This window comes from Micromonospora sicca (assembly GCF_003172935.1).
In the GTDB taxonomy this organism is placed as follows: domain Bacteria; phylum Actinomycetota; class Actinomycetes; order Mycobacteriales; family Micromonosporaceae; genus Micromonospora; species Micromonospora sicca.
Genome location: NZ_QGKS01000110.1, coordinates 1 through 24,113, shown reverse-complemented (window position 1 = coordinate 24,113; position 24,113 = coordinate 1). Strand labels below are relative to the sequence as shown.

General features: G+C 71.0%; 23 protein-coding genes and 4 pseudogenes. 14 read left to right on the top strand and 13 right to left on the bottom strand.

Going from position 1 to position 24,113, the window contains the following annotated elements:
• Positions 1 to 71: 71 nt before the first annotated feature.
• The 4 genes from DKT69_RS04830 (at position 72) to DKT69_RS04815 (ending at position 2,218) form a co-directional block, all read left to right on the top strand.
• Complete coding sequence (locus DKT69_RS04830; protein ID WP_109800387.1) at positions 72 to 284, top strand: hypothetical protein; 213 nt, start codon at positions 72 to 74, stop codon at positions 282 to 284.
• Positions 281 to 1,057, top strand: a complete 777-nt coding sequence (istB, locus tag DKT69_RS04825) for an IS21-like element helper ATPase IstB (RefSeq protein ID WP_109800386.1) — start codon at positions 281 to 283, stop codon at positions 1,055 to 1,057. The genes DKT69_RS04830 and istB overlap by 4 nt, the downstream gene beginning before the upstream one ends.
• An 80-nt stretch (positions 1,058 to 1,137) precedes the next feature.
• Positions 1,138 to 1,881: an arsenate reductase/protein-tyrosine-phosphatase family protein gene (locus DKT69_RS04820; protein ID WP_109800385.1), complete on the top strand. Its 744-nt coding sequence runs from the start codon at positions 1,138 to 1,140 to the stop codon at positions 1,879 to 1,881.
• Positions 1,838 to 2,218 (top strand): VOC family protein, encoded by a 381-nt coding sequence (locus DKT69_RS04815; protein WP_109800384.1) that lies wholly within the window; start codon positions 1,838 to 1,840, stop codon positions 2,216 to 2,218. Before DKT69_RS04820 ends, DKT69_RS04815 begins: the two co-directional genes overlap by 44 nt.
• Positions 2,219 to 2,371: 153 nt before the next feature.
• Here DKT69_RS04815 and DKT69_RS04810 read toward each other — a convergent pair whose 3' ends face one another.
• Positions 2,372 to 3,721, bottom strand: a complete 1,350-nt coding sequence (locus DKT69_RS04810) for an RNA-guided endonuclease InsQ/TnpB family protein (protein ID WP_255420180.1) — start codon at positions 3,719 to 3,721, stop codon at positions 2,372 to 2,374.
• A 377-nt stretch (positions 3,722 to 4,098) separates the two neighbouring features.
• Here DKT69_RS04810 and DKT69_RS04800 point away from each other — a divergent pair.
• Positions 4,099 to 4,922, top strand: a pseudogene (locus tag DKT69_RS04800) (IS5 family transposase).
• On the opposite strand, the gene DKT69_RS39490 reads toward DKT69_RS04800, so the two are convergent.
• The 10 genes from DKT69_RS39490 to DKT69_RS04750 all read right to left on the bottom strand — a co-directional run bounded on the left by DKT69_RS39490 (position 4,882) and on the right by DKT69_RS04750 (position 14,315).
• Positions 4,882 to 5,193, bottom strand: a complete 312-nt coding sequence (locus tag DKT69_RS39490) for a hypothetical protein (protein WP_236647338.1) — start codon at positions 5,191 to 5,193, stop codon at positions 4,882 to 4,884. The pseudogene DKT69_RS04800 and the gene DKT69_RS39490 sit on opposite strands and share 41 nt — an antisense overlap.
• 358 nt (positions 5,194 to 5,551) lie before the next feature.
• Positions 5,552 to 7,354, bottom strand: coding sequence for a gamma-glutamyltransferase (ggt, locus tag DKT69_RS04790; protein WP_109800382.1), 1,803 nt, complete (start codon positions 7,352 to 7,354; stop codon positions 5,552 to 5,554).
• 233 nt (positions 7,355 to 7,587) lie between these two features.
• A complete protein-coding gene (locus DKT69_RS04785; protein WP_109800381.1) occupies positions 7,588 to 8,823 on the bottom strand; it encodes an acyl-CoA dehydrogenase family protein in 1,236 nt (411 codons plus the stop codon).
• Entirely contained in the window at positions 8,823 to 9,851 is a 1,029-nt protein-coding gene (locus tag DKT69_RS04780) for a phosphotransferase family protein (RefSeq protein ID WP_109800380.1), read from the bottom strand. Before DKT69_RS04780 ends, DKT69_RS04785 begins: the two co-directional genes overlap by 1 nt.
• Positions 9,848 to 10,300 carry a MaoC family dehydratase gene (locus DKT69_RS04775; RefSeq protein WP_109800400.1) on the bottom strand — a complete coding sequence of 151 codons (453 nt, stop codon included), beginning with the start codon at positions 10,298 to 10,300 and terminating at the stop codon, positions 9,848 to 9,850. The genes DKT69_RS04780 and DKT69_RS04775 overlap by 4 nt, the downstream gene beginning before the upstream one ends.
• 17 nt (positions 10,301 to 10,317) lie before the next feature.
• Positions 10,318 to 11,073, bottom strand: a complete 756-nt coding sequence (fabG, locus tag DKT69_RS04770) for a 3-oxoacyl-ACP reductase FabG (protein ID WP_109800379.1) — start codon at positions 11,071 to 11,073, stop codon at positions 10,318 to 10,320.
• Positions 11,070 to 11,783, bottom strand: coding sequence for an HAD family hydrolase (locus tag DKT69_RS04765; protein WP_109800378.1), 714 nt, complete (start codon positions 11,781 to 11,783; stop codon positions 11,070 to 11,072). The genes fabG and DKT69_RS04765 overlap by 4 nt, the downstream gene beginning before the upstream one ends.
• Entirely contained in the window at positions 11,780 to 12,763 is a 984-nt protein-coding gene (locus DKT69_RS04760) for an NADPH:quinone oxidoreductase family protein (RefSeq protein ID WP_109800377.1), read from the bottom strand. The genes DKT69_RS04765 and DKT69_RS04760 overlap by 4 nt, the downstream gene beginning before the upstream one ends.
• Positions 12,760 to 13,542 (bottom strand): SDR family oxidoreductase, encoded by a 783-nt coding sequence (locus tag DKT69_RS04755; protein ID WP_109800376.1) that lies wholly within the window; start codon positions 13,540 to 13,542, stop codon positions 12,760 to 12,762. Before DKT69_RS04755 ends, DKT69_RS04760 begins: the two co-directional genes overlap by 4 nt.
• Complete coding sequence (locus tag DKT69_RS04750) at positions 13,542 to 14,315, bottom strand: SDR family oxidoreductase (RefSeq protein ID WP_109800375.1); 774 nt, start codon at positions 14,313 to 14,315, stop codon at positions 13,542 to 13,544. Before DKT69_RS04750 ends, DKT69_RS04755 begins: the two co-directional genes overlap by 1 nt.
• Before the next feature lie 191 nt (positions 14,316 to 14,506).
• Here DKT69_RS04750 and DKT69_RS04745 point away from each other — a divergent pair, with 191 nt between their 5' ends.
• From DKT69_RS04745 to DKT69_RS04720, 6 genes and pseudogenes are all read left to right on the top strand, one after another.
• Complete coding sequence (locus DKT69_RS04745) at positions 14,507 to 15,103, top strand: TetR-type transcription factor C-terminal domain-containing protein (protein WP_109800374.1); 597 nt, start codon at positions 14,507 to 14,509, stop codon at positions 15,101 to 15,103.
• Between the two features lie 8 nt (positions 15,104 to 15,111).
• Positions 15,112 to 15,993 carry a LysR family transcriptional regulator gene (locus tag DKT69_RS04740; protein ID WP_109800373.1) on the top strand — a complete coding sequence of 294 codons (882 nt, stop codon included), beginning with the start codon at positions 15,112 to 15,114 and terminating at the stop codon, positions 15,991 to 15,993.
• A 2-nt stretch (positions 15,994 to 15,995) separates the two neighbouring features.
• Positions 15,996 to 16,898, top strand: coding sequence for a LysR family transcriptional regulator (locus DKT69_RS04735; protein WP_109800372.1), 903 nt, complete (start codon positions 15,996 to 15,998; stop codon positions 16,896 to 16,898).
• A gap of 161 nt (positions 16,899 to 17,059) precedes the next feature.
• Positions 17,060 to 18,586, top strand: a complete 1,527-nt coding sequence (locus tag DKT69_RS04730; RefSeq protein ID WP_109800371.1) for a long-chain-fatty-acid--CoA ligase — start codon at positions 17,060 to 17,062, stop codon at positions 18,584 to 18,586.
• Between the two features lie 125 nt (positions 18,587 to 18,711).
• A complete protein-coding gene (locus DKT69_RS04725; protein WP_236647337.1) occupies positions 18,712 to 19,611 on the top strand; it encodes an SCO6745 family protein in 900 nt (299 codons plus the stop codon).
• A gap of 300 nt (positions 19,612 to 19,911) precedes the next feature.
• A pseudogene (locus DKT69_RS04720) lies at positions 19,912 to 20,053 on the top strand (IS5/IS1182 family transposase); the annotation flags it as partial.
• Between the two features lie 120 nt (positions 20,054 to 20,173).
• Here the strand turns inward: DKT69_RS04720 and DKT69_RS04715 are convergent.
• Positions 20,174 to 20,856 (bottom strand): annotated as a pseudogene (locus DKT69_RS04715) (transposase family protein); the annotation flags it as partial.
• Positions 20,857 to 20,926: 70 nt separating this feature from the next.
• On the opposite strand from DKT69_RS04715, the gene DKT69_RS38130 reads away from it, so the two are divergent.
• Together DKT69_RS38130 and DKT69_RS38855 are read left to right on the top strand one after the other, a co-directional pair.
• Positions 20,927 to 21,766: a hypothetical protein gene (locus tag DKT69_RS38130; RefSeq protein ID WP_201749488.1), complete on the top strand. Its 840-nt coding sequence runs from the start codon at positions 20,927 to 20,929 to the stop codon at positions 21,764 to 21,766.
• Positions 21,767 to 22,140: 374 nt separating this feature from the next.
• Positions 22,141 to 22,440 carry a hypothetical protein gene (locus DKT69_RS38855; protein ID WP_201749487.1) on the top strand — a complete coding sequence of 100 codons (300 nt, stop codon included), beginning with the start codon at positions 22,141 to 22,143 and terminating at the stop codon, positions 22,438 to 22,440.
• Between the two features lie 56 nt (positions 22,441 to 22,496).
• Here the strand turns inward: DKT69_RS38855 and DKT69_RS04700 are convergent, their stop codons facing one another.
• Positions 22,497 to 22,964, bottom strand: a complete 468-nt coding sequence (locus DKT69_RS04700; RefSeq protein WP_146230982.1) for a hypothetical protein — start codon at positions 22,962 to 22,964, stop codon at positions 22,497 to 22,499.
• A gap of 485 nt (positions 22,965 to 23,449) precedes the next feature.
• Between DKT69_RS04700 and DKT69_RS04695 the strand changes: the two are divergent.
• Positions 23,450 to 23,989 (top strand): annotated as a pseudogene (locus tag DKT69_RS04695) (IS630 family transposase); the annotation flags it as partial.
• Between the last annotated feature and the right edge of the window lie 124 nt (positions 23,990 to 24,113).

Sequence of the window (24,113 nt, the reverse complement as noted above, 5' to 3'; positions counted from 1 at the left end):
GCCACCACGAACCGGCGCCCTGACGGTCCTGGCGACGACGAGCTGTCAGAGGGCGCGACGGCGGTGCTGGCATGACCGACACCACCACCACCAGCACACCGCAGCAGCCGGCCTATCCGCTGCCCGCACCCGGCAGCAACGATCCCCGGTTCACCTACGGACTGCTGTTCGACATCGCCGATGTGTTGCAGCGCAACGGTTTCCCCCGCCCCGCCGGCACCGACTGGGCGGACCTGATGGCCGCCCTGGGCCGTTTTCTCTACCAGAGCAAGGAGACCTCGTGACCGTCGTCGACACCGCCCTACACGACAGCCTGCGCGCGTTGAAACTGTCCGGCATGCTGCACACCCTCGACGCCCGCCTCGCTCAAGCCCAGGCCGGGGAACTCGGGCACCTGGACTTCCTGCAAGTCCTCTGCCACGACGAAATCACCCGCCGCGACACCATGAGCATCCAACGACGGCTGCGCCGCGCCCGTTTCGAGCAGGCCACCACCCTGGAAGAGTTCGACTTTCACACCAGCCCGAAACTGCCCGCCGCGCAGATCCGCGACCTCGCCGCCCTGCGCTGGCTGCAAGCCGGCGAATCAGTCGTGCTCCACGGCCCCGTCGGCGTCGGGAAAACCCATGTCGCGCAAGCCCTCGGCCACCTCGCCGTCCGCCGCGGCGCCGACGTCCGGTTCCTCAAAACCAGCCGCGCTCTCGCCGACCTCGCCGGCGGACACGCCGACCGGACCTGGCCCCGCCGCCTCGCCGAGCTCACCCGACCGGCACTACTCATCCTCGACGACTTCGCGATGCGGGAACTCACCGCCCAACAAGCCGACGACCTCTACGAACTGATCTCCGAACGCGCCCAGGCCGGACGGTCGCTGATCGCCACCTCGAACCGGTCACCCGCCGACTGGTATCCGCTGTTCCCGAACCCGGTCGTCGCGGAATCACTGCTCGACCGGCTCATCAACACCAGCCACCAGGTCTTCATGAACGGACCCAGCTACCGCCCCAACAAACGACCCGGCCGCCCAGGCTCGACAACCACCCAGACCACCAAGTAGAACTACACCCGAGGGCCACCACCTGGGGAATTACATGAGCGCAGCCCCGGGGAATTCCGTGAGCGCCGACAGACAGCGACCTGCGGGTCCGCGAGCTGGTCGCGCGGATCGGCCAGCCGCAGAACCTGGTCTCCTACCATTTGCGGCTGCTGCGTAACGGCGGCCTGGTCACCGCCACGCAGAGCAGCTTCGACGGCCGCGACAGCTACTACCACCTGGATCTGGACCGCTGCGCCCAAGCGCTGGCCAGCACCGGCGCCACCCTGCACCCGGCCCTGCGCTTGGACAGCGCCACGCTGGCCCCGCCGGCCCATCAGCGGCGGTTGCCCGGCCTCGCCGTGCTGTTTGTATGCACTGGTAACAGCGCCCGCTCACCGATCGCCGAAGCCCTGCTACGCCACCACACCGCCGGACAGGTGGAGGTCAGCAGCGCCGGCAGCCGACCCAGGCCGCAAGTGCATCCCAACAGCGTGCGGGCGCTGCGCGACCAGTGGGGCATCGACATCGCCGATCAGCGGCCCCGCCACCTGGACACCCTTACCGGCCGCCGATTCAACTACGTGATCACCCTGTGCGACAAGGCCCGCGAGGTCTGCCCCGAGTTCGACGATCACCATCGCCGCATTCACTGGAGCATCCCTGACCCCGCCCTGGCCGGCGACAGCGACCAGGCCAGTTACCCGGCCCTTATTCGCACCACGGCCGACATCGATACCCGCATCCGCCATCTGCTACCCGTCCTCGCTACCCGCCCGCCCATGAGTCAAGGAGGATCAAGCCATGACCGGACCCGACCAGTACGCCAGCGTCCGCTACCTGGTTGACGACGTCCAGGCAGCCGTCGACTTCTACACCACTCACCTCGGCTTTCAACTGAGCACCAACGCCGGGCCCGCCTTCGCTGACGTGGTCCGCGGTCCGCTGCGGCTGCTGCTGTCCGGGTCCGCCAGCTCAGGCGCCCGCGCGACGCCCAAGGACGCCACGACTCCCGGCCGCAACCGCATCCACCTCACCGTCGACGATCTGGATGCCGAGATCGACCGGCACCGGGGCGCCGGACTGTCGTTCCGCAGTGACGTGGTTTCCGGCCCCGGTGGGCGTCAGATCCTGCTGGCCGACCCCTCCGGCAACCTGATTGAGCTGTTTCAACCAGGCCGTTAGACCGGCGCCACACGCCGGCCATACCCTGACGAGACACGGTGATGGGCTGGTGCGGCGGCACCATCTGCTCGCTGCTCAAGCCTGCGCCCGCTCGTTCGCAACCGTCAGTGCCCGGGTTCATCGTCGCGCAACAGGTGCCTAGTGCGGTGTCCACTAACGTTCACCGGGTTTGCGGTGGGTGTTGTGGATCCTCGCCTCGTGGGCGAGCGACTCCCCACCGGGTGGTGGGGCGGGCCTCCGCGGGCCAACTGATCCTCGCGCCGCCCGTGGGCGGCGGGGGTCACGTCGGGACCGGCCGGTAGCGGGAAGGTGCCGGCCGGCTCGACGGTGCGTGACCACCTCCGGCAGCCCAACCGTTGCCAGGGTGGTGGGTCCGCCGCCCGGGGTGCGGGTGGCGATGCTGGCGGCCACGACGAGGTCGCGGTGCCCGGAGAACGCGCAGTGCCGGCAGGACAAGGTCCGGCCGCGGGGTTTCGGTACCCGCCTTCCGCAGGCGGGGCAGGTCGACGAGGTGCCGCGTTCGTCGACCAGGTGGACGGTGATCCCGGCGAGGGTGGGCTTGTCGGTGAGGACCTGCAGGAGCCGGCCGATCTGCCACTGCCGCAACCGCAGGTGGTGCCGCCGCCCCGCCGCAATGTCGAGCACCCCGCGCGGGTCACCCACGTGCAACACACCCACCCGCTGCTCCACCGCCCAGGAGACGACGCTGCGGGCGGCCTCGTGCTGGGCCTGACGCACCCGCCGCCGATGCCGGCCCTCCACCAGGCGTGCCCGACGCCGGTACTTGCGCCACCGCCGCGGCCCCTTCTCACCCGGCTTCGGCGCCCGCCGGGCCACGCCGCGGCGGCGGGCCTTGGTGTCGGCGAGGTGCATGCGATGCTCGGCGCGGATCGCCCGCCCCGACACCAACAACCCCTCCCCGTCGGGGCCGGCCACCGCGTACGGGTGGATGATCCCGAGATCCACCCCGGCCACCCGGCCCGGATCCGGTTGTTCACCAGGCGGGTAGACCGTCACCGGCACCTCGGCGGTCACGTCGAGGAACAGCCGGCCACCCTCACACAGCAGCGTGACCGACCGGACCTGCTCGACCGGATACGGCACCTCCCTGGCCAGACGCACCCACAACGGCGCAGTGCCTCTGGCGGTCGGGATCCGCACCCGCCGGCCGTCGAGGGTGAACGTGCCGTGATACCAACGCACCGGCACCAACCCCCGCCGCCGACGCGGAAACCGGGCCGACAGGTCACCGGCGGTGCGGCGCTTCGCCGCCGCGAACCACGCATCCGAAAACCGGCGCAACACCGAACGGGCGCCGACGGAATCCAGGTCGGCGAACGTGCCCGGCCCCGACCCGGACAGCTCCCGACACAACTGCTGATAGCCCACCAGCGGCGCGCCGCCGCGGCGGCGGCGCCACGCGTTGACCTCCAACACACACGCCCACACGTCACCAGCCGAGCGCAGCAGCCCGAAACACCGCCGCCGCTGCCCCGGCGTCACCCGCACAGCAACCCGGGCCGTGCGATGCACAACCCGCGGCAAGGCCGGATCCCGACGACGAGGCACGAACCGAAGCCAACACCAGCCCTACGACATTTCCCCAACCCCGATCAACCCGGCCAACGTTTGTGGTCAACGCACTAGCTCGGCCAGCCAATCGCGTCGAGGAATTCTTCCACGGCTATCACCACTCGGCCGAGCACTGCGATCGACTCCGTAAGCGGGCCGGGTACGTACATACCGTGATCCGCCCCTTCCACCTCTAGGGCGTGTCTCCTGGATCTTGGGTCGTGGTTCGGCTATTCACGTGTGTCGTGAGTGGGCGGTTTGAGCTGACCGATGTCGAGTACGCGCGGATCGCGCCGTTGCTGCCGGCGATGACGCGGCAGCGTGGTGGGCGGTGGCGTGATCACCGGCAGGTGATCAACGGGATCGTGTTCCGGGTGCGTACCGGGGTGCCGTGGCGGGACGTCCCGGAGCGGTACGGGCCGTGGAAAACCCTGTACAAGCGGTTCACCCGCTGGCAGGAAGACGGGACCTGGGCGCGGATCGAGGCGATGCTGCAGGCCGACGCGGACGCTGCCGGGGATCTGGACTGGCACGCCAACGCCGATTCCACGATCGTGCGCGCCCACCAGCACGCCGCCGGTGCCCGTAAAGGGGGCTGAGCAGTCGTGACGCAGCGCGACGGGAAGGAGTCGGCAAGTCGCGTGGCGGGTGGACCACGAAGATCCACACGATCGGTGACGGGCGGGGCCGGAACCTGACCAGCCACCTGACCCCGGGCCAGGACTCCGACACCCGCCAGCTGGTGCGGCTGCTCGACGACGTGGCCGTGGCCCGTCCCGGCGGGATCGGCCGTGCGCGTAAGCGGCTGGACTCCCTCTCGGCGGACAAGGCCTACAGCTCGCGCGGCAACCGCCGTGCGTTGCGGGCCCGGCGCATCCCGCACGACATCCCTGAGAAAGACGCCCAGAAAGCCAACCGGGCCCGGAAAGGATCACGCGGTGGCCGCCCGCCCACCTTCCGCCCGCACCGCTACCGGCAGCGCAACACCATCGAACGGCTGATGAACCGGCGCAAGCAGTTCCGCGCCGTGGCCACCAGGTACGACAAGCTCGCCTGCCGCTACCGGGCCACCGTGCAAATCGCCGACATCCTCATCTGGCTACGCGCGAAACCAGACCGCCCCAAACCATGATCCAGGAGACACGGCCTAGCACATGGGGTGACAGCCGGCGGGCGATGTCACCGTCCCATACTTTGTCGCCAGTGCCACCCACGAGGAGGAACGGCGCGGTCGCACGGCCCAACGCATCAGCCACCCACGGCAGGGTGAGCAAGGGCGTGAGCCATACGGCGGGCAGGGATCTTTGGGCGGCGATCGCTGCCGCATTCGTGCCGAGCGACTTGGCGATCAGCAGGGGGCGACCGCCAACAGTGTCGAGTAGCGGACCGATCTCACCGCTCACCCAGCCCTCGATTTCTGGCCCATCAGGCTTCGGAGGCTCCTGGGACCACGAGTACCGGTGCACCGCTGCGCCCCGCTGCTCCGCTACATCGCCGGCATACATGAGCAGGGGTGCACCCGGTCCGAACCTAAGGCCGGGAATCACGACAGCGTCAGCCATGCGGACGACCTTACCGAGACCCGCGGTAGTGAATCCCGGACAAGACGGGTTCGGCGTGCAGTCCACGTCAACAGGGACGGCGATGTCGGTCAAGAGCCACTACGCGGTGTCAGCAGGAGTCACACCAGGCCAGGTGAGACCATGCCGACAATGGGACACGGCTCAGCTGGGGTCTGAGCCGTCGCCGCGGTCCCCACCGTCAGTGGCGCGCCGAGCGGCCGACCACGGCCGCTGCGCCGCCGCCCCGGCGTACCGGCTCGGCCGCGGCGAGCAGCCGGCCGTCCTCCAGGAACTCGATACCGGTCGCGGCGCCGATCTCGGCGGTGGGAGAGAAGGCATGCCCCGGGGGGAGGCCCTTGGCGTACTCGGTGAGGAACGCCGGCTCGGCCTGAGTGCTGCCGCCGTTGCGCTGCGATGCCCGCGGCGCCGCCAGCGCCTCCGGCAGGGTCATGCCCAGGTCGATCCGGTTGATCAGCATCTGCAGGACCGTGGTGATGATCGTCGCGCCGCCGGGCGTGCCGACGGCCAGGAACGGCCGTCCGTCGGCCAGTACGATTGTGGGCGACATGGAACTGCGTGGGCGCTTGCCCGGCGCCGGCAGGTTCGGGTCGGGCGCGGTGCCCTGGGTCGGCGCGAAGTTGAAGTCGGTCAGCTCGTTGTTGAGCAGGAATCCCCGACCGGGTACGACCATCCCGTTGCCGCCGGTCGCCTCGATGGTCAGCGTGTACTCCACCACGTTGCCCCACCGGTCGGCCACGGTCAGGTTGGTGGTGCTCTTGCGGTCGTCGCGGGTGTCGGCGACCGTCGCCACCGAGCAGCCGTCGTAGGCGCCGTCGGGGACGCCGGGTGCGACCGGCTTGGGCAGCGCCGCCGAGGGATCGATCAGGCACGCGCGTTCCCTGGCGTACGCGTCGCTGAGCAGTTCGCCGAGCACGTTCTGCGGGGTGTGGTCGCCGACGTAGCGGTTGCGGTCGGCGAACGCCAGCGCGCTGGCCTCCAGGTAGTGGTGCATCGCCTGGGTGGCGGTCATCGACCGCAGGTCGAACCGCTCGAGGATGTTGAGCGCCTCGCCCACGGCGGTGCCGCCGCTCGACGGGGTGGACATGCCGTACACCTCGAGGCCGCGGTAGTCCGACCGGGTCGGCTCGGGGAAGCGGGTGCGGTAGCCGGCAAGGTCGTCGGAGGTCATCCCGGCCGGGCGGATCGGGTACGGCCACGACCCGATCGGCTGCGCCGCCAGCGGCGGGTGCTGCACGGTGGCAACCACGTCGCTGCCGACCTCGCCCCGGTAGAACACGTCGGTGCCCTGCGTGGCGATCAGCCGGTACGTCTCGGCGAGGTCCGGGTTGCGGAAGGTGCTGCCGGCCGCCGGTGGCTGACCGCCGGGCAGGTACAGCGCGCTGGTCGAGCTGAACTGCCCGAACGCGGCCTGATTCGCGGCGATCTGGCCGGCGAAGGTCTCGTCGACGGTGAAGCCGTCCTCGGCGACCCGCGCGGCGGGCTTGAGGATCTGCGCCAGCGACCGGGTGCCCCAGCGGTCCAGCGCGTCCTGCCAGGTGAGCAGGGTGCCGGGCACGCCGACCGACAGCCCGCTGATGCGGGCCTCGTCGAACCGGTACGGCTGCCCGGTGGCCGGGTTGATGAAGCTGGTCTCGGTCATCGACGCCGGTGCCGACTCGCGGCCGTCGATGGTGTGCACCCGACCGGTCTTCGCGTCGTAGTAGACGAAGAAGCCACCGCCGCCGATACCGGCCGAGAAGGGTTCGGTGACGCCGAGCGTCGCCGCCGCGGCGACCGCCGCGTCGACGGCGTTGCCACCGCGGCGCAGCACATCCAGCCCGACCGCCGTGGCGGTGGCGTCCACGGAGGACACGGCGCCCCCGTACCCGGCGGCCACCGGCTCCTTCGGCGGCTCGGCCGGCTTAGCCTGGGCGGGAACGCCGGTTGCGGCCACGAGCGTGGCCAGAGCGACGGTCGCGGTGATGAGGGCCGGAGGTCTCATGTCGTCTCCCCAGATCGACACGGGTGGGCCTTCTGCCTACTCCCCTGGCCGGGAGTCGGCAACCCGAACAAGCCGAAGTCCCAGGACCGGCCCAGCCCATTCCACCGGAATCACCGTCCTACCCGAGCCCCGCTCAATCCGGTCGCTGCACCGCCCGCCCGTCGGGAAACCGGGGCGTGGGCGGGGAGGTAGTCGGCCACCTCCGGCGCTGTTCCTCGTGCAGCGGGATGTGGTCAGGCGTGGCTGTTCTGCCTCGCGGCAGCCTGGCGACGCAGTTCGTGGCGCGCCAGAGCGTTCTTGTGCACCTCGTCGGGTCCGTCGGCGAAACGCAGGGTGCGGACGCGGGCGTAGGCGCCGGCCAGCGGGAAGTCCTGGGAGAGGCCGGCGGCGCCATGGACCTGGATCGCCTTGTCCAGAATCCACTGCACGGTCGCGGGGGTGGCGATCTTGATCGCCTGGATCTCGGTGTGCGCGCCCTTGTTGCCGACGGTGTCCATCAACCAGGCCGTCTTGAGCACCAGCAGGCGCAGCTGCTCGATCCGCACCCGGGACTCGGCGATCCAGTTCCGGATCACCCCCTGGTCGGCCAGTGGCTTGCCGAACGCGATCCGCTGCTCGGCGCGGGCGCACATCAGCTCGACGGCCTGCTCCGCGACGCCGATGGAGCGCATGCAGTGGTGGATCCGGCCGGGGCCGAGGCGGGCCTGCGCGATCGCGAAGCCGTCGCCGTCGGCGCCGATCAGGTTCTCGGCCGGCACGCGTACGTCGTGGAACTCCAGCTCGGCGTGCCCGCCGTGGTCGTGGTCGTCGTACCCCAGCACCTCCATGCCCCGCTTGATCTGCAGACCGGGGGTGTCCCGCGGGACCAGCACCATGGACTGCTGGCGATGCCGCTCGGCGTTCGGGTCGGTCTTGCCCATGACGATGAAGATCCGGGCGTTCGGGTTCATCGCGCCGGTGATCCACCACTTGCGCCCGTTGATCACGTACTGGTCGCCGTCCCGCTCGATGCGGGTGGAGATGTTCGTGGCATCCGAGGACGCCACGTCCGGCTCGGTCATGGCGAACGACGACCGGATCTGACCTTCCAGCAGCGGCTCCAGCCACTGCTTCCGTTGCCGCTGGGTGCCGAACATCGCCAGCACCTCCATGTTGCCGGTGTCCGGGGCGGAGCAGTTCAGGGCGGCGGGCGCCAGGTGGCTCCGTCCGGTGATCTCCGCGAGCGGGGCGTACTGCAGGTTTGTCAGGCCCGCGCCGTGCTCGCCCGGCAGGAAGAGTTTCCACAGTCCTCGCTTGCGCGCCGCGGCGCGCAGCTGCGCGAGCACGGGCACCGAGTCCCAGGCCCAGCGGTTGCCGAGCTGCCCGAGCTCTTCGTGGAAGACGTGCTCGGCCGGGTAGATGTGACTGTCCATGAAGTCCAGGAGGTTGTCGCGCAGTCCCTCGGTCCTGGGGTCCAGGCTGAAGTCCATCATTGCTCCTTGAGGTAGGTCAGGCCCGCGTCGAGCAGCAGCTCGGTGACCTCGCCGAGGCGTTCGAAGCCGGAGCCGACGGTCTGGCCGCGCAGGTGGCGGTAGTGGATGCCTTCGAGGATCGCGGCCAGCTTGAAGGCCGCCAGGCCGAGGTAGAAGCCGAAACCCGGGAGGGCGCGGGTGCTGCGGGCGGCGTACCGCTCGAGGATCTCGTCCTCGGTCAGGAAGCCGGGCGCGGACGCGGCGTCGGCCACCGCCGTTCCGACGAGCCGGCCGAGACGCTGGTAGAGCACCAGCAGCGCCAGGTCGGTCAACGGGTCGCCGAGCGTGGCCATCTCCCAGTCGATGACAGCGGCGAGGCGGTCGCGGTCGTCGGTGAGGACGTTGTCGAGGCGGTAGTCGCCGTGCACGATGCCCGGTGCCGACCCGGTGGGCACGCCGGACGCCAGTCGGGCGTGCAGCTCGTCGGCGGCCGGCAGGTCCCGGCAGTACGACGCGTCGAGCTGCTTCTTCCACCGGCTCACCTGCCGAGCCAGGAAGCCCTCGGGTCGGCCGAAGTCGGCCAGCCCCACGGCCGCCGGGTCGACCGCGTGCAGGGCGGCCAGGGTGTCGACCAGCCTGGTCGAGATGACCCGGGTGCGTTCCGGGCCGAGCCGCTCGAGTTCGGCCGCGTGCCGGTACGCCGTACCGGCCACCCGCTGCATCACGTAGAACGGTGCGCCCAGCACGTCGACGTCGGTGCAGAGCGCGTAGGTGGTCGGCACCGGCACGTCGGTGGCCTGCAGCGCCGACATGACCCGGTACTCGCGGGCCATGTCGTGCGCGGTGGACAGCACATGCCCCAGCGGCGGCCGGCGGACGATCCAGGTCTTCCGCCCGTCACCGACCTCGTAGGTGAGGTTGGACTTCCCGCCGGCGATCAGCCGGGCGGTCAGATCCCCGGCCGCCCCGGGCACCGAGGCGGCGAACCAGTCGGAGAGCCGGGCCAGGTCGAGGCCGGGCGGGTCCTGCGGTGCGGAGGCGATCATGGCACGAGGATGCTGACGGTCTCGACCACGCAGGCCGGCTTCTCCGCACCCGCCAGCTCGACGGTCACCTTCGCCGTCAGCTGGTAGCCACCGCCGCCGGGCACCAGCGACAGCAGCTCCACGCCAGCACGCACCTGGGAGTCGACGGGGACCGGGGAGGGGAAGCGGAGCTTGTTGGCGCCGTAGTTCACGCCCATGGTCAGCCCCTCGACCTTGTACACCTGCCAGACCAGCATCGGCACCAGCGACAGCGTCAGGTAGCCGTGCGCGATGGTGCTGCCGAACGGGCCGTGCGCCGCCTTGGCCGGGTCGACGTGGATCCACTGGTGGTCGCCCGTCGCCTCGGCGAAGGTGTCGATCTGCCGCTGGGTGACGGTGTGCCAGTCGGAGAAGCCGAGGTGGGTGCCGACAGCCTGCCGCAGTTCCTCGATGCCCTGGAAGACCTTCATCATTTCCCCTTTCCCGCTCAGGCCTTCGGCCCGCCGGCGACGTACAGCACCTGGCCGGACACGAAACCGGCGCCCTCGCTGACGAAGAACGACACGGCATGCGCGATGTCCTCCGGCTTGCCGGTGCGCGCGACCGGGATCTGCGCCGCGGCGGCCTTGGTGAAGTCCTCGAACGGCATGCCGATCCGCGCCGCGGTGGCGGCGGTCATCTCGGTTTCGATGAAGCCCGGGGCGATCGCGTTGGCCGTGACACCGAATTTCCCGAGTTCCAGGGCGAGCGTCTTGGTGAAGCCCTGCAGACCGGCCTTGGCGGCCGCGTAGTTGGCCTGACCGCGGTTGCCCAGCGCCGAGGTGCTGGACAGGTTGACGATCCGACCCCAACCGGCTTTGGTCATGTAGCCCTGCACGGCGCGGGCCATGAGGAACGAGCCACGCAGGTGCACGTTCACGACCGCGTCCCAGTCGTCGGCGCTCATCTTGAACAGCAGGTTGTCCCGGATGATGCCGGCGTTGTTGACCAGCACGGTGGGTTCGCCCAGCTCCCCGGCGATCCGGTCCACGGCCGCCTGCACCGCCTGTTCGTCGGCCACGTCGGCGCCGACGGCCAGGGCCCGGCCACCGCCGGCCTCGATCTCCTCGACGACCGGCTTGCCCGCCGCTTCAGCCAGGTCGACCACGGCGACGGCGAAGCCGTCGCGGGCGAGCCGCTTCGCGACGCCGGCGCCGATGCCGCGGGCCGCGCCGGTGACGACGGCGGTACGGGTGATGGTCATGGGGTCAACTCCTCGACGGGTACGGAATGTGGCAGTTCAGAACGGGGTGCGGCCGTGGGCGGCCGGCGGGACAGGCCGGGGATCAACTCGGCGAGCGCGGCCCGGGTGGTGTCGGCGTCGGTGTGCTGCAGCGCCCGCATGCCGACCGCGCGGGCGCCGAGCACGTTCGGCTCGGCGTCGTCGACGAAGAGCACCCGGTCGGCCGGCAGGCCGAGCCGGTCCAGGGTGAGCGCGTAGATCGCGGCGAGCGGCTTGCGCAGACCGACCTCACCGGAAATGACGACGGGATCGAAGAGCGCCTCGATCCGCTCGCGCGGGTACGTGTTGCCCCAACTGTTGGACAGCAGTCCGACGCGCACGCCGACGTCCCGCAGCTCGTGGGCGAGGGCGAACATCGCCGGATCGGGGCGCATCCCGGCGAACAGCCGGACCAGGACGCCGACAGGATCGACCGCACGCCCGTCGAGGGTGGTGAGCTCGGCGGCGAGCAGAGCGTCGAACTCCTCGACGCTCAGCGCCCCGGTCTCCAGGCGGTGGATGGGGGTGCCGTCCGGGGCGTCGCGGGACAGCCAGGCCTTGAGCGTGCGCGAGAACGAGGCCGGGTCGATGCCATCGGCGTGCAGCCACGCGGCGATCGAGTCCCGGACCGGTCCCGTGAGCACGCCGCCGTAGTCGAAGATCACGGCTTGCACCTGGTCGGCGGTGCTCACGAGACGTACACCACCCGGCCGACGGTGACGCCGTCGGCAAGCTCCTGCACGCCGTCGGCCACCTCGCCGAGCGCGAGGCGTTGGCTGACCAGGGGTCGTACGGCGCCCTGGCCGGCCAACGCGGTGAGGGCACGGTGGCATTCGGCGACGGCTGCCGGGTCGTGGCGGTGGTACAGGCCCCAGTGCAGGCCGACGATGGAGTAGTTCTTCACCAGGGCGTGGTTGAGCGCGGCGGACTGGATCCGGCCGCCGGCGAAGCCGACCACGAGGATCCGGCCCTCGAAGGCGACGCACTTGGTGGAACGCTGGTAGGTCTCGCCGCCGACCGGGTCGTAGACGACGTCGGCGCCCCGGCCGCCGGTCTCGGCCTTGACCACCTCGACGAAGTCCTCTTGGCGACGGTCCACGACCACGTCGGCGCCCAGTGCGCGGGCCACCGCCGCCTTCTCCGGACCCCCCACGACGCCGATCACCCGGGCGCCGGCTGCCTTGCCCAGCTGGACGGCGGCGCTGCCGACGCCGCCGGCCGCCGCGTGCACCAGCAGCGTCTCGCCCGCGCGCAGCCCGGCCCGACGGTGCAGGCCGAACCAGCCGGTCTGGTAGCCGATGTAGAGCGAGGCCGCCTCGGCGTCGTCGAGTGCCGCGGGCGCGGGGAACGTGGTCGCCGCATCCATCAGCGCGAGCTGACCGAAGCCGCCGAACGGCAGCACCGCGCCGCCGAGCACGCGGTCGCCGACGGCGAACCCGTCGACACCCGCACCGAGCGCGACGACCCGGCCGCACAGCTCGACGCCCGGGGTGAACGGCAGCTCCGGCTTGACCTGGTATTCGCCGCGGCACATCAGGACGTCGGGGAAGTTGGCCGGACAGGCCAGCACCTTCACCACGAGCTGCCCGGGACCCGGCTGCGGGTCGGTCACGTCGACGAGCCGCAGCACGTCGCGGGGCTCGCCGAGCTCGGCCACCCGCCATGCCCTCATCGGAGCGCCCCCTGGTCCTCGAGTCGTCGCTGGAGCTTGTTCATGCCGTTCAACCAGCGGTCGGTGTCGGTGGCGCGGTGTGCGTAGTACTCGGCCACCCGGGCATGCGGCAGGATCAGGAACCGGTCGCCGTGGAGGCCCTGCCACGTCGCCTCGGCGACGTCCTCGGGGGTGATCGCCGCGTCGTGGCTGAGCAACTCCTGCAGCGGCCCGGCGTTGTCGAGCATCCGGGTCTGTACGCCCTGCGGGCAGATCGCCTGCACGACGACTCCGTGGTGCCGGTAGGTCAGCGACAGCCACTCGGCGAACGCGACGCAGGCGTGCTTGCTGACCGAGTACGCCGCACTCCCGATCATCGTGAGCAGCCCGGCCGCGGACGCGGTCACGACGAATCGACCCGTCCCGCGCTCGACCCACCCGGGCATCAGCAGTCGCGCGGCCCGCACGTGCGCCATGACGTTCACCTCGTGGGTGGCGGCCCACTCCTCCTCGGTGGCCCGCAGCCCGTGGCCACGCTCGATTCCGGCGTTGCCGAACCAGACGTCGATGCCGCCCAGGTGACCTCGGGCCGCCTCGACCAGCGCGGCGACACCCTGCTCACCGGCGGCGTCGCCGGGAGCGGCGTAGCCGCCGATCTCCTCGGCCACCCGGATGGCCGCCTCGGCGTCGAGGTCGTTGACGACGACCCGCGCTCCCCCGGCGGCGAGTCGCGTGGCCAGCGCGCGGCCGATGCCGTGGCCGGCGCCGGTGACGACGACGCCCTTGTCCCGTACCGGCATCAGACACCTCCGGTGAGGGTGAGACCGCCGTCGACGAGCAGCAGCTGACCGGTGATCCAGGCGGCGTCCTCGGAGAGCAGGAACGCCACGACGCCGCCGACGTCCTCGGCTACACCGAGCCGCTTGAGCGGGTACGCGGCGGCGACCTGGTCCTCGCGACCCTCGTAGAGGGCGGTGGCGAACTTCGTCTTCACCACGGCCGGGGCGACGGCGTTCACCCGGATGTCGGGGCCGAGCTCGACGGCGAGCTGCTGGGTGATCTGGGTGAGCATCGCCTTGCTGGCGCCGTAGAAGCCGATGCCGGGCGCGGGCCGGACGCCGGCCACCGACGACACGTTGACAACCGCGCCGCCGTGCTCCTTCATCCAGATCCGATGTACGTGCTGCACCCACGACAGCGCGGCCAGGCAGTTCACCTCGAAGATCTTGCGGGCCGCGGCCAGGTCCAGCTCGACCATCGGGCCGTACGTCGGGTTGATGCCGGTGTTGTTGACCAGCAGATCGGCGCTGCCGAAGGTGTCGACCGCCCGCGCCACGACCTCGGCCTGGTGGTCGGCGTCGTCGGCGTGACCGGCGACGCCGAGCGCGTGCTCGGGGCCCAACTGGGCGACGGCCTGGTCCAGCGCGTCCTGCTTGCGGGCGGTGAGGACGACGTTGGCGCCGTCGGCGACCAGCCGCTCGGCAATGGCCAGGCCGATCCCCCGGCTGGCGCCGGTCACGATCGCGGTCCGTCCGGCGAACCTCGGCCTGCTGGTGGTGCGCGCACCGGTCATGCCAGACGGGTGTTCGACAGGGCTTCGGGACACGGCCATTCCCTCCCGGGTTACTAAGCGCTTGCTTAGGATAAGCTCGACGAAGTGCGACAGCATGGCCGCCGCCGTCAACGGGTCTGACCCGGACGGCTGATGTCCGGTGCTGTGGTATCAATGCCCGCCGAGGCTCAGGAAGGAAGGGTGGACGCACGTTGACCGACACCGCAGAGCACTCCCGCGCCGACGCGACCCGCGCCCGGCTGCTCGAGGCGGCTGTCAGTGCGTTCGCCGAGCGAGGCTTTCACGGCACGACGACACGCGACATAGCCGCGGCGGCAGGGCTGAGCCCGGCCGCGCTCTACGTGCACCACAAATCCAAGGAGGAACTGCTCTATCTGATCTCACGGTCAGGGCACGACCACGTGCTGCGGGTCGTGCAGGACGCGATCGCGTCATCCGACGACCCGGCCACCGCGCTACGGCGGGTGGTCCACGACTTCGTCGTCACCCACGCCCGCGACCACACCACCACCCGGGTCGTGAACTACGAGCTGGCCGCACTCAGCCCCGAGCATCTCGCCGAGATCCGCGACGTGCGCCATCGCATCGAGCAGGCGATCCGCCAGCTCGTGGAGACAGGCGTCGCCGCCGGGGTCTTCGACACCCCGGACCCGCGGATGGCGGGCGCGGCGCTGCTCTCGCTCGGCATCGACGTGGGCCGGTGGTACCGCGACGACGGCGACTGGAGCCCCGAGTACGTCGCCGCCCAGTACGCCGAGATGGCGCTGCGCATCGTCGGCGCCCGCTGAGCGACACATTGGACGTCCGGCAGGTCTCCTATTTCCTCGCGGTGGCCGAGCACGGCGGCTTCAGCCGGGCGGCCGCGGCACTCGACGTCGCCCAGCCGACGCTGTCGCAGTCGGTGCGCGCGCTCGAACGCGAACTCGGCGCCGAGTTGTTCCACCGGGTCTCGCACGGGCTGGTGCTCTCCTACGCGGGCCGGGCCTTCGTCGGCCCGGCCCGGCAGATGCTGCGCGGCATCACCGCCGCCCGGGAGGCGGTAGGGTCACACGAACGATCCGGCCACACCCTCGACCTGGTCACCGTGCCCGTCCTGGCGGCCTACCCGGGGGCATCCCTGGTCGGCTCGTTCCGGCGCGCGAAACCGGACATCGTCGTACGCGTCGACGAGCCGGAGACCGACGACAGCCTGCACATCCTCGTTCGGCACGGGCACAGTGAGCTGGGCCTGGCGCACCTGCCCCTGCCGCACCTGGGGCTACACGTGGTCGAGCTCGGCGTCCAGGAGCTGTGGCTGGCGTTCCCACCCGGCACCGACGTCGGCCCGGGTGCAGCCGTGCCGCTGGCCCGGCTGCACGGCGCCGACGTTCTCGGGGTGCCGCGCGGCAGCTGGCAGCGCGACCACGTCGAACGGGCGCTGCGCGAGCAGGGCGTCCGCACCCGGCTCGTGGTCGAGGTGGCGCACCGGGAAGCGCTCGTGCCGCTCGTCCTCGGCGGCGCCGGCACCGCCTTCGTGGTGCGGGAGACCGCGCACGCGGCCGCCTCGCTCGGCGCGGTCGTACGCCCCGTCGACCCGCCGCTGCGGCAGGCGTACGGACTGGTGCACCGGCCCGGTCCCCTGTCGCCGGCGGCGCGCGCGTTCGTGGCCCACGCCCGCGCCGCTTGTGGGACAGGGTAGCGATGGTCGACCTGCGCCAGATGGAGTACTTCCTCGCCGTCGTCGATCACGGCGGCGTCACCCGCGCGGCCGCGGCCATCTGCATCGCCCAGCCATCTCTGTCGCAGGCGATCCGGGGCCTGGAACGCGAGCTCGGCGTCGAGTTGTTCCACCGCACCGGACGCGGCCTGGTCCTCACCGCCGCCGGTGAGGCGCTCGTCGCCCCGGCTCGGCAGGTCCTCTGCGACGCCACCGCCGCCCGGGCCGCCGTCGCCGAGGTGGTGGGTCTGCGTGCCGGACGGCTCGACATCGCCGCGCACGCCGCGCTGACCGTCGACCCCCTCACCCCGGCGCTCGCCACCCTGCGGCGCCGCTCCCCAGGCATCTCAGTGGGCGTGCGGGAGCCCCGCGACGACGAGGAACTGGCTCGGCTGGTGCGCGACGGAAGCTGCGAGCTGGCCCTGACGTACCTACCGGTACCCGATCTCGGGCTGCCGGTCTCGGCGCTGGGCTCCCAGCAGGTGTGGGCGGTGCTGCCGCCCGGCACCCCCGCCCCCGACGGGCCGCTACCGGTGCGGGCGCTCCACGACACCCCGGTGATCGACATCGAGGGGCACGGTGCGCTTCGCGCGACGGTGCTGGCCGCGCTCGCCTCGGCCGGCGTGCGGATGCGTCGCGCGACGGTGACCCGGCACAGCGAGGCCGTCGTACCGATGGTCCTCGCCGGGGCCGGCACCGCCTTCCTGACCCGGTGGTACGCCGACGAGGCGGCCCGCGGCGGAGCGGTCGTGCGGGCGCTGGACTCGCCGATGGCCTGCCGGTTCGCGGTGGTCCACCGGCCCGGGAGGCTGTCGCCGGCGGCCCGGGCCCTGCTGGAACTGCTGCGCCGACCCGAGGAGACCCGCCACGCCGTCGGCGATCCGTGACCCGGTCGTCGCGGCGCCGTGTGCACCAGCCATAGCCGACGCCTATGGGGCGGGTGAGGGCTCGTCTTTGATTTCGCCTGCCCGCCGGTCTTCGATCAGTGCACCCGTCCGCGTCCGGTCCGCGACGCCGCCCGTCCCTTCGACAGCGAGGAACCCGCACCATGGCCCAACTGTCGCTGGCATCCGTCCTGGCAGAGAGCGCCCGGCGCCGACCGGAGCATCCCGCGATCATCTGCGGCGACGAACGCGTCACGTACGCGCAGCTGTGGGCGCAGGCCCGGGGCTACGCCGCGGCGCTGGCCGAGCGGGGGGTACGCCGCGGTGACCGGGTCGCGCTCATGGCCGCGAACGTGCCGGACTTCCCGCGCGCCTACTACGCGATCCTATCGCTCGGCGCGGTCGTGGTGCCGATCCACCTGCTGTTGACCGCCGAGGAGGTGGCGTTCGTCCTGCGCGACAGCGGGGCCCGCGTGGTGGTGCACGGCGGCGGCGACCCGGCGACGGCCGTGAAGGCGGCGGAGCTGGCCGGGGTACCGGCGGTCCCGCTGGACCCGGCCGATCCGGATTCGCTGGTCGCGACGGCCGCAAGCCTGGCGCCGCGACCTGGGCTGGTGCCGACCGCGCCGGACGACGCGGCCGTCGTGCTCTACACCAGCGGCACCACGGGCCGGCCGAAGGGCGCCGTCCTGACCCACCTCAACCTGACGATGAACGCCACCGTCAACGCCTTCGACGACCTCGGGGTGCGCCGCGATGACGTGATCCTCGGCTGCCTGCCGTTGTTCCACAGCTTCGGGCAGACCGCCGCGATGAACACCACCTTCCGCGCCGCCGCCACGCTCGTGCTCCAGCCGCGCTTCGATCCGACCCGGGCGCTGGAGCTGATGGTCGCGCAGGCCGTGACGGCGTTCCTCGGCGTGCCCACGATGTACGCCGCGCTGGTCGACGCGGCCCGCCGGGGTGCGCCGCGCCCGTCGTTACGGCTGTGCGTCTCCGGCGGCGCGTCGCTTCCGGTCAGTCTGCTGGAGGAGGTCGCGCAGATGTTCGCGACGACCGTCTACGAGGGCTACGGCCTGTCCGAGACCTCCCCCGTCGCGACCACCAACCAGCCCACCTTCGGCACGCGCCCCGGTACCGTCGGCTGCCCCATCTGGGGCGTCGACGTCGAGGTGGCCCGGGCCGACCTGGAGCGCCGCGTCGAGCTGCTCCCGCCGGGGGAGATCGGCGAGATCGTCATCCGCGGGCACAACGTCTTCGCCGGCTACCTCGGCCAGCCACGGGCGACCGCGGAGGCGATCGTGGACGGCTGGTTCCGCACAGGTGACCTCGGCACGCGGGACGAGGCCGGGTTCGTCACGATCGTCGACCGGAAGAAGGACCTCATCATCCGGGGCGGATTCAACGTGTACCCGCGGGAGGTCGAGGAGGCGCTGCTGCGCCACCCGGCCGTCGGGCAGGTGGCGGTGATCGGCCTGCCCCACCCGACGCACGGCGAAGAGGTGTGCGCGGTGGTCATCCCCGCGGCGGAGGTGACCGCCGACGAGATCGTCGAATGGTCGCGCGAGCACCTGGGCCGCCACAAGTATCCGCGGCGGGTGGAGTTCGTCGGCGAATTCCCGCTCGGGCCGAGCATGAAGGTGCTCAAGCGGGAGCTGCGGTGGCGGTTCGCGCAGGACGCGAGGCCCTGACCTGTGCTGGAGAAACGCGATCTGGCGGTGCGCCACGGCCGTGGCGTGCCCGCGCTGCGCGGGGGACAGACCCTCGACGTCGACGGCGGCGCGACCGTCGTCCGGCAGTAACGGAAGGAGTTGCAGTGGTGCGATCCCCGCTCGACCCCGCGCTCGCCCGCGCCGCGTGGCGCCGCGCAGAGCCGATCCACGCCATGATCTATTTCGCCCCCGAGGCGCGCCAACGGTATGCCGCGCTCGGCCTGGACGGCCCGATGGGCTACTTCGCGTCCCGGTCGGCCCCGTTCGGCCCGGTACCGGCCGAGCCGGTCATCGCGACGTTCTTCAACTTCAAGCCGGCGCTGGTGCGCTCGGCGCTGCCCGCCGCATGGCAGCACGCCGACCCGGCGACGGTGCTTCGCGCCCGTCTCGACGCCGCGGACGCGGCGCTGCGCCGGGCCTTCGCGGGCCTGCCAGGCGATGCGCTGACCGGGGCGGCCATCGCCGAGGCGGCCGGGCTGGCGCGGAGGGCCGCCGAGACGGCATCCGAGCACCTGCCCGGGCGCCCGCTGTTCGCCGCCCACGCGGCGCTGCCGTGGCCGGACGACCCGCACCTCGTGCTGTGGCACGCGCAGACGCTGCTGCGCGAGTATCGCGGCGACGGGCACGTGAACGCGCTGCTGGTAGCCGGTGTCAACGGTCTCGACGCGCTCGTGCTGCACGCCGCGACCGGGGAGGCGCCGGAGCGGTTCCTGCGCAGCAGCCGCGGCTGGACCCGGGAAGAGTGGGCCGAGGCGGTGGACGGCCTGCGGTCCCGCGGTCTGCTGGCCGCCGCCGGCGTCGACGCCGAGGACCTCGCGCTCACCGATGCCGGCCGGGAGCTGCGCCGGTCGGTCGAGGAGCGGACCGACGCTCTCGCCGAACCGGCCTACCGGGCGCTCGGCGAGGACGGCTGCGCACGGCTGGCGGAACTGGCGCGCTCGTTCAGCCGCGCCGTCGTCGACGCCGGGCTGCTGGACCTGCGCGCCACGCCCACTGAGCGGTAACCGCCGTGAGGCCGCCTGCGGCACCGGTTTCATTGGCGGGTGTCAAGTCACCGTGGACGGCGCGTGGCGGGCTGGTAGGGAGCGGGACCCCTGCTCAGCCCCTCCCTGCTGTCGGGCGGCGTCGGCGCTGGCTGGCGGTCCTGGCTGCACGAATGGCTGTACGGCGACCCGTTCCTACACCGAGTTGCCGTCCTGCCACCTCACTCCTGGCCATCGATCTGTGGTGGCAAGGAAGTGGACCACGATCGGCACGACGCGGCGAACCTCGACGGTGTCACGGTCGGCGTACTGATCGACTTGGCCGTTGGCCAACATGTCGAACACGCCCCGCCCAGGCTTCAAGTGCTGGAAGATTCTGCGCGACTATCGCCGCGCTGCCCGCACATTGACCGACGCCGCTTCCGGCATTGCCCACCTGCACAACATCGTCCTGGCTGGGTGAGCAAAACCCGGGTCATCGGCAACGCCTTCACCGCGTTACGAGACGCCTCTTAGGACCTCTCGAGTGTTACGACTCACTTCCCCTCCGGCTCCGACCGACCATGTGCCGGCAAAGCTCGCCCCTGGCCAGGGCGTGTTCGCTGCGCGTGGACGGTGCGGTGTTGGGCGTTCAGCTCCTCTTTCCAGGCCGGCAGCCGGCGGCCGGCTGCCGTCACGGTTCTTGCGGTACGGCATGGTCACCTCACGCGGTTGCCCTGGTAGCCGCCGTCGGCCATGACCGGCCGCCCGGCCAGCTTCTGGTCGATTCCGCTGGTCCGGTAGACGATCGTGTCGTTGCGGTTGCCTGGTTGCGGGTCGCCGACGGCGATCACCAGTCTGGTGCTCGTGTCGATGGTGACCTGCAGGTTCGTCGAGTAGCGGTAGTTCTTGCTCGGTGCCGCGAGGCGGTGGTCCCGGGTCGGGATCAGGGTGCCGTCAACGATCGCGATCTGGTCGACCGGCCGCCGGCGCACAGGTGCCAGGGCCAGCAGCGGCCCGAGGCTGTCGATGACCCGATGCGCGGCAGAGTGCGACACCCCGAACAGCGGCCCGATCTGGCGCATCGTCAGGCTGGTACGTCTGTAGGCGGCCAGCAGCAGCACCCGATCCGGCAGGTCAGGCGCCCACTGCCGGCCCGGCCGCCCGTCAGCGATGCCGTCCCCGCCACGCTCGGCGACCAGCCGGACCGGCCGGCGGAACTGAGCGGGCTGCAACCCAGTGAACGAGAAGATCCAAATCCGGTCGGGCTGCGGAGATCACCTGCATCCCAACATCCTCGATGATGGTCCTCACCAGACAGACATCGGGTTGCGAGACGTCCCTTGGGAGCCCATGAATGCACGTCGAAATGGCGACTAGCGCCGGTAGGGCCGGCCAGCCGAACGAGGACTTCGCCGGCGCTGTTCCCGGCGCTGCTGTGCTGCTGGACGGCGCCGGCATCCCGGGAAGCGAGTCGATCTGCTCCCACGGTGTCGCCTGGTATACGCACCGTCTCGGCGGCGCGCTGCTCGGCCGGCTATCGCGTGACGACGGGCGAGACCTCGCGGCGATCCTCGCCACCACGATCGGCGAGATAGCCGCCGATCACCGCGGCACCTGCGACCTCACGAACCCCAGCAGCCCGCAGGCAACCGTGGTGATCGTCCGCGCCCACCGGGGCCGCCTGGACTATCTCCTGCTCGCGGACTCCTTCCTCGTCCTCGACCAGGTCTGCGGTGGCCCGCAGGTCATCACCGACGAGCGCGAGGTCACCACCAGGCGCATCTGCTCGGCGTCCCTGGATGGCGTTCCCGGGGGAACGGTGGAGTACGACCGCATCCGAGACTCCTGCATCGAGGCGCTGCAGGCTCGCCGGAACCAGCCGGGCGGCTACTGGATCGCCAAGGATGATCCGCACGCGGCGGAGGAAGCGGTAACCGGCAGCCGGCCCCTTCATCACCTGCACAGCGTCGCGCTGCTCAGCAATGGCGCCAGTCGCATCGTCAGCCCGTACGGCCTGACCGACTGGCCCGGCGTACTGGAACTGCTCGCCGCTAACGGGCCGGCCGATATCGTTCGCCGCGTCCGGCAGGCCGAAGCCCGCACCTCCGCAGACCCCGATGCTCGGGTCCCTGACGACGCCACGGTTGCGCACTGGACCCGCCTGCCGCGCTCCGAGGTCGGCGAACTGTCGTAGCCAGCAGTTGGCCGCTGGTGCCCGCTGAATTTGACGACCCACGATGGAGAAGGCTCACTGCAGGTTCTGGCAGGCTGACGTGCGGGATCGCTTGCTCAACGAGGAGGCGCTGGAGTCCTCGGCGGTGGTCGCCAACTCCGCCATGAACCGCGAGCGTCAGCTTGACGGCGTCAACAGCTACAGCCGGGAACTGGGGTTCAATCCACTCGACTGGATCATCGCCCACCTCCGGAAGCTCGTTCCCGGCGGGCGAGAGATCACCACGGCTGGCTGGACCTGTGCTGCGGCACGGGCCGATGTTTGGTGCAAGCCGCGGATGAGCTTGCTCGTGCCTGCGTGCATGGGCTGCACACGTCGGCGACAAACTCGCCGTGTTGAGCCGCATCGCTGGTTGGCTCACCGACGGCGGACCGTTCGTAGCCGATCTCGACCTGGACAATCTGCGGCTGGCTGACGGTGGGCCCGCGGGACGCAAGCTGATCACCGCACTGCGCCAAGCGGGCTGCACGGTTGACACCCGCCGTCGGCGGATCGGGCATACCAGCCCCGGAGCGTTGTCGTTGCCGTACGCCTATCTCGGTGCCGACGACCACGCCGGGCCGAACTACACCGGCCAACCCGCCGTCAACTCCTACTACGCCGATCTACACCGATCCGAGGCACACCAGCACTGACATGCCGCTGGCAGCGCATCCGAGACGAACCAGCTCTGCCGAGATGAGTGCGTCGCCTATGGCGTGGAGGGAACGACGAGGCTGTGGGAGTAGACCGTGTTGGTGCCTGCCGCGGCCGTATCGGCCGGCACCGAGTAAGAGATCAAGATTGTGCCCACCACGAGCGCGATGGCGCCCACGGCCCAACCGATGAGCGGGCCCAGGCCGACGCCGCGGTCACCACGCAAGACCAGCCAACCGCCCGCCAGGACACAGCCGGCGAACAGCGCCAGTTGAAAAAGGATTACGAGACAATCCACCATGAACAATGAGTCGGGAGTTGCGTGGTAGATGAACGTGTAGCAGGAAACGAGCCACAGGCCGCTTGCGGGTAGGTGGCCGACAACCGCGATGCCGATACCGGCGCTGACCCGCCCGCGCCGGATTGGCGCCGGGCGTGCCAGCGGCTCTGGCGGCAACCGTGGCGCCTCGGGCAACGATCCCGTCCACTGCGGATCGGATGATGACGGAGATGGGGCGGCCATCACAAGGATCCTCGAGCGCTGCGTGCTGGCGCATGCCAGGCTGTGCGAGCGCACGTGAGGATCCGGAGCATGGCACGGAGACTACGCGGAGCCAGCGTGGTCGGCCGCCTCTCCGCCGTGCCGCCCGGCGCACGCCCCATCAACGACGGTTGGTCCCCGGTGCCAAGCTCGGGGGCGAACCGCCGTTGCTGCACAGCCCGGAGGTGGTCGACGGCCTTCGCCGGGCCAGCGCGCCCTGCCTTCTCATCGGCGGTACGGGCGACAGCAGCTGGCGTCCCGGCCTCGCCCGGGAGTTGTCGCCGCATGTACTTGAAGTAGAGGGTGGCGATCACCGACTCCGCGGCCGGGACCGCTTGCCATGTCGGCGGCGGTGCTGGGCGAGATGGCTACGGCGGTAGAGGAGTTCCTTGACCAGGTTCTATGGCCCGCACCGAGCGCTAGTGTTCTGTCTCAGAAATAGGTAGCCAGTTGGTACGATGCTGGTCGTGAGTCGTACCGCTGCACCGTTGGTGCTCGATCCAGGCCAGCGTGAACTGCTGGAGTCCCTGGCGAAGTCGCGGACCGCGGAGCACCGTCTGGTCCAGCGGGCGCAGGTGCTGCTGCACGCGGCCGACGGGGTGTCGAACACCGACATCGCCGTGCTGGCCGGGGTGACCCGGATGACGGTGCGGGCGTGGCGGGCGGAGTTCGCCGAGCGTGGGCTCGCCGACCTGGGCAAGGTGGCGGCGGGTCGGGGCCGCAAGCCGTCGATCCCGCAAGCCGTGATCGACCAGATCGTGGAACTGACGCTGCATTCGCGGCCCGAGGGAGCCACGCATTGGTCGTGCCGGTCGATGGCGGCCAAGGTCGGCGTGTCGAAGGCCACCGTGCAGCGGGTGTGGGACGCGCGGGGGCTCAAGCCGCACCTGGTGGAGACGTTCAAGCTGTCGAACGACAAGCGGTTCGAGGAGAAACTCGTTGACGTCGTGGGCTTGTACCTGAACCCGCCGGACAAGGCGGTGGTCTTGTGCATGGACGAGAAGAGCCGTGCGCCACGAGGCGCTGATGTTGCCGTGCAGGAGGAAGTGCCTGCCGCCGGTCATCGCAGTGAACGGTAGAAGCTGAGGGCAGGCTGATCCCCGGGTTGGGGGTGAGGCCGGGAGCAGCCCT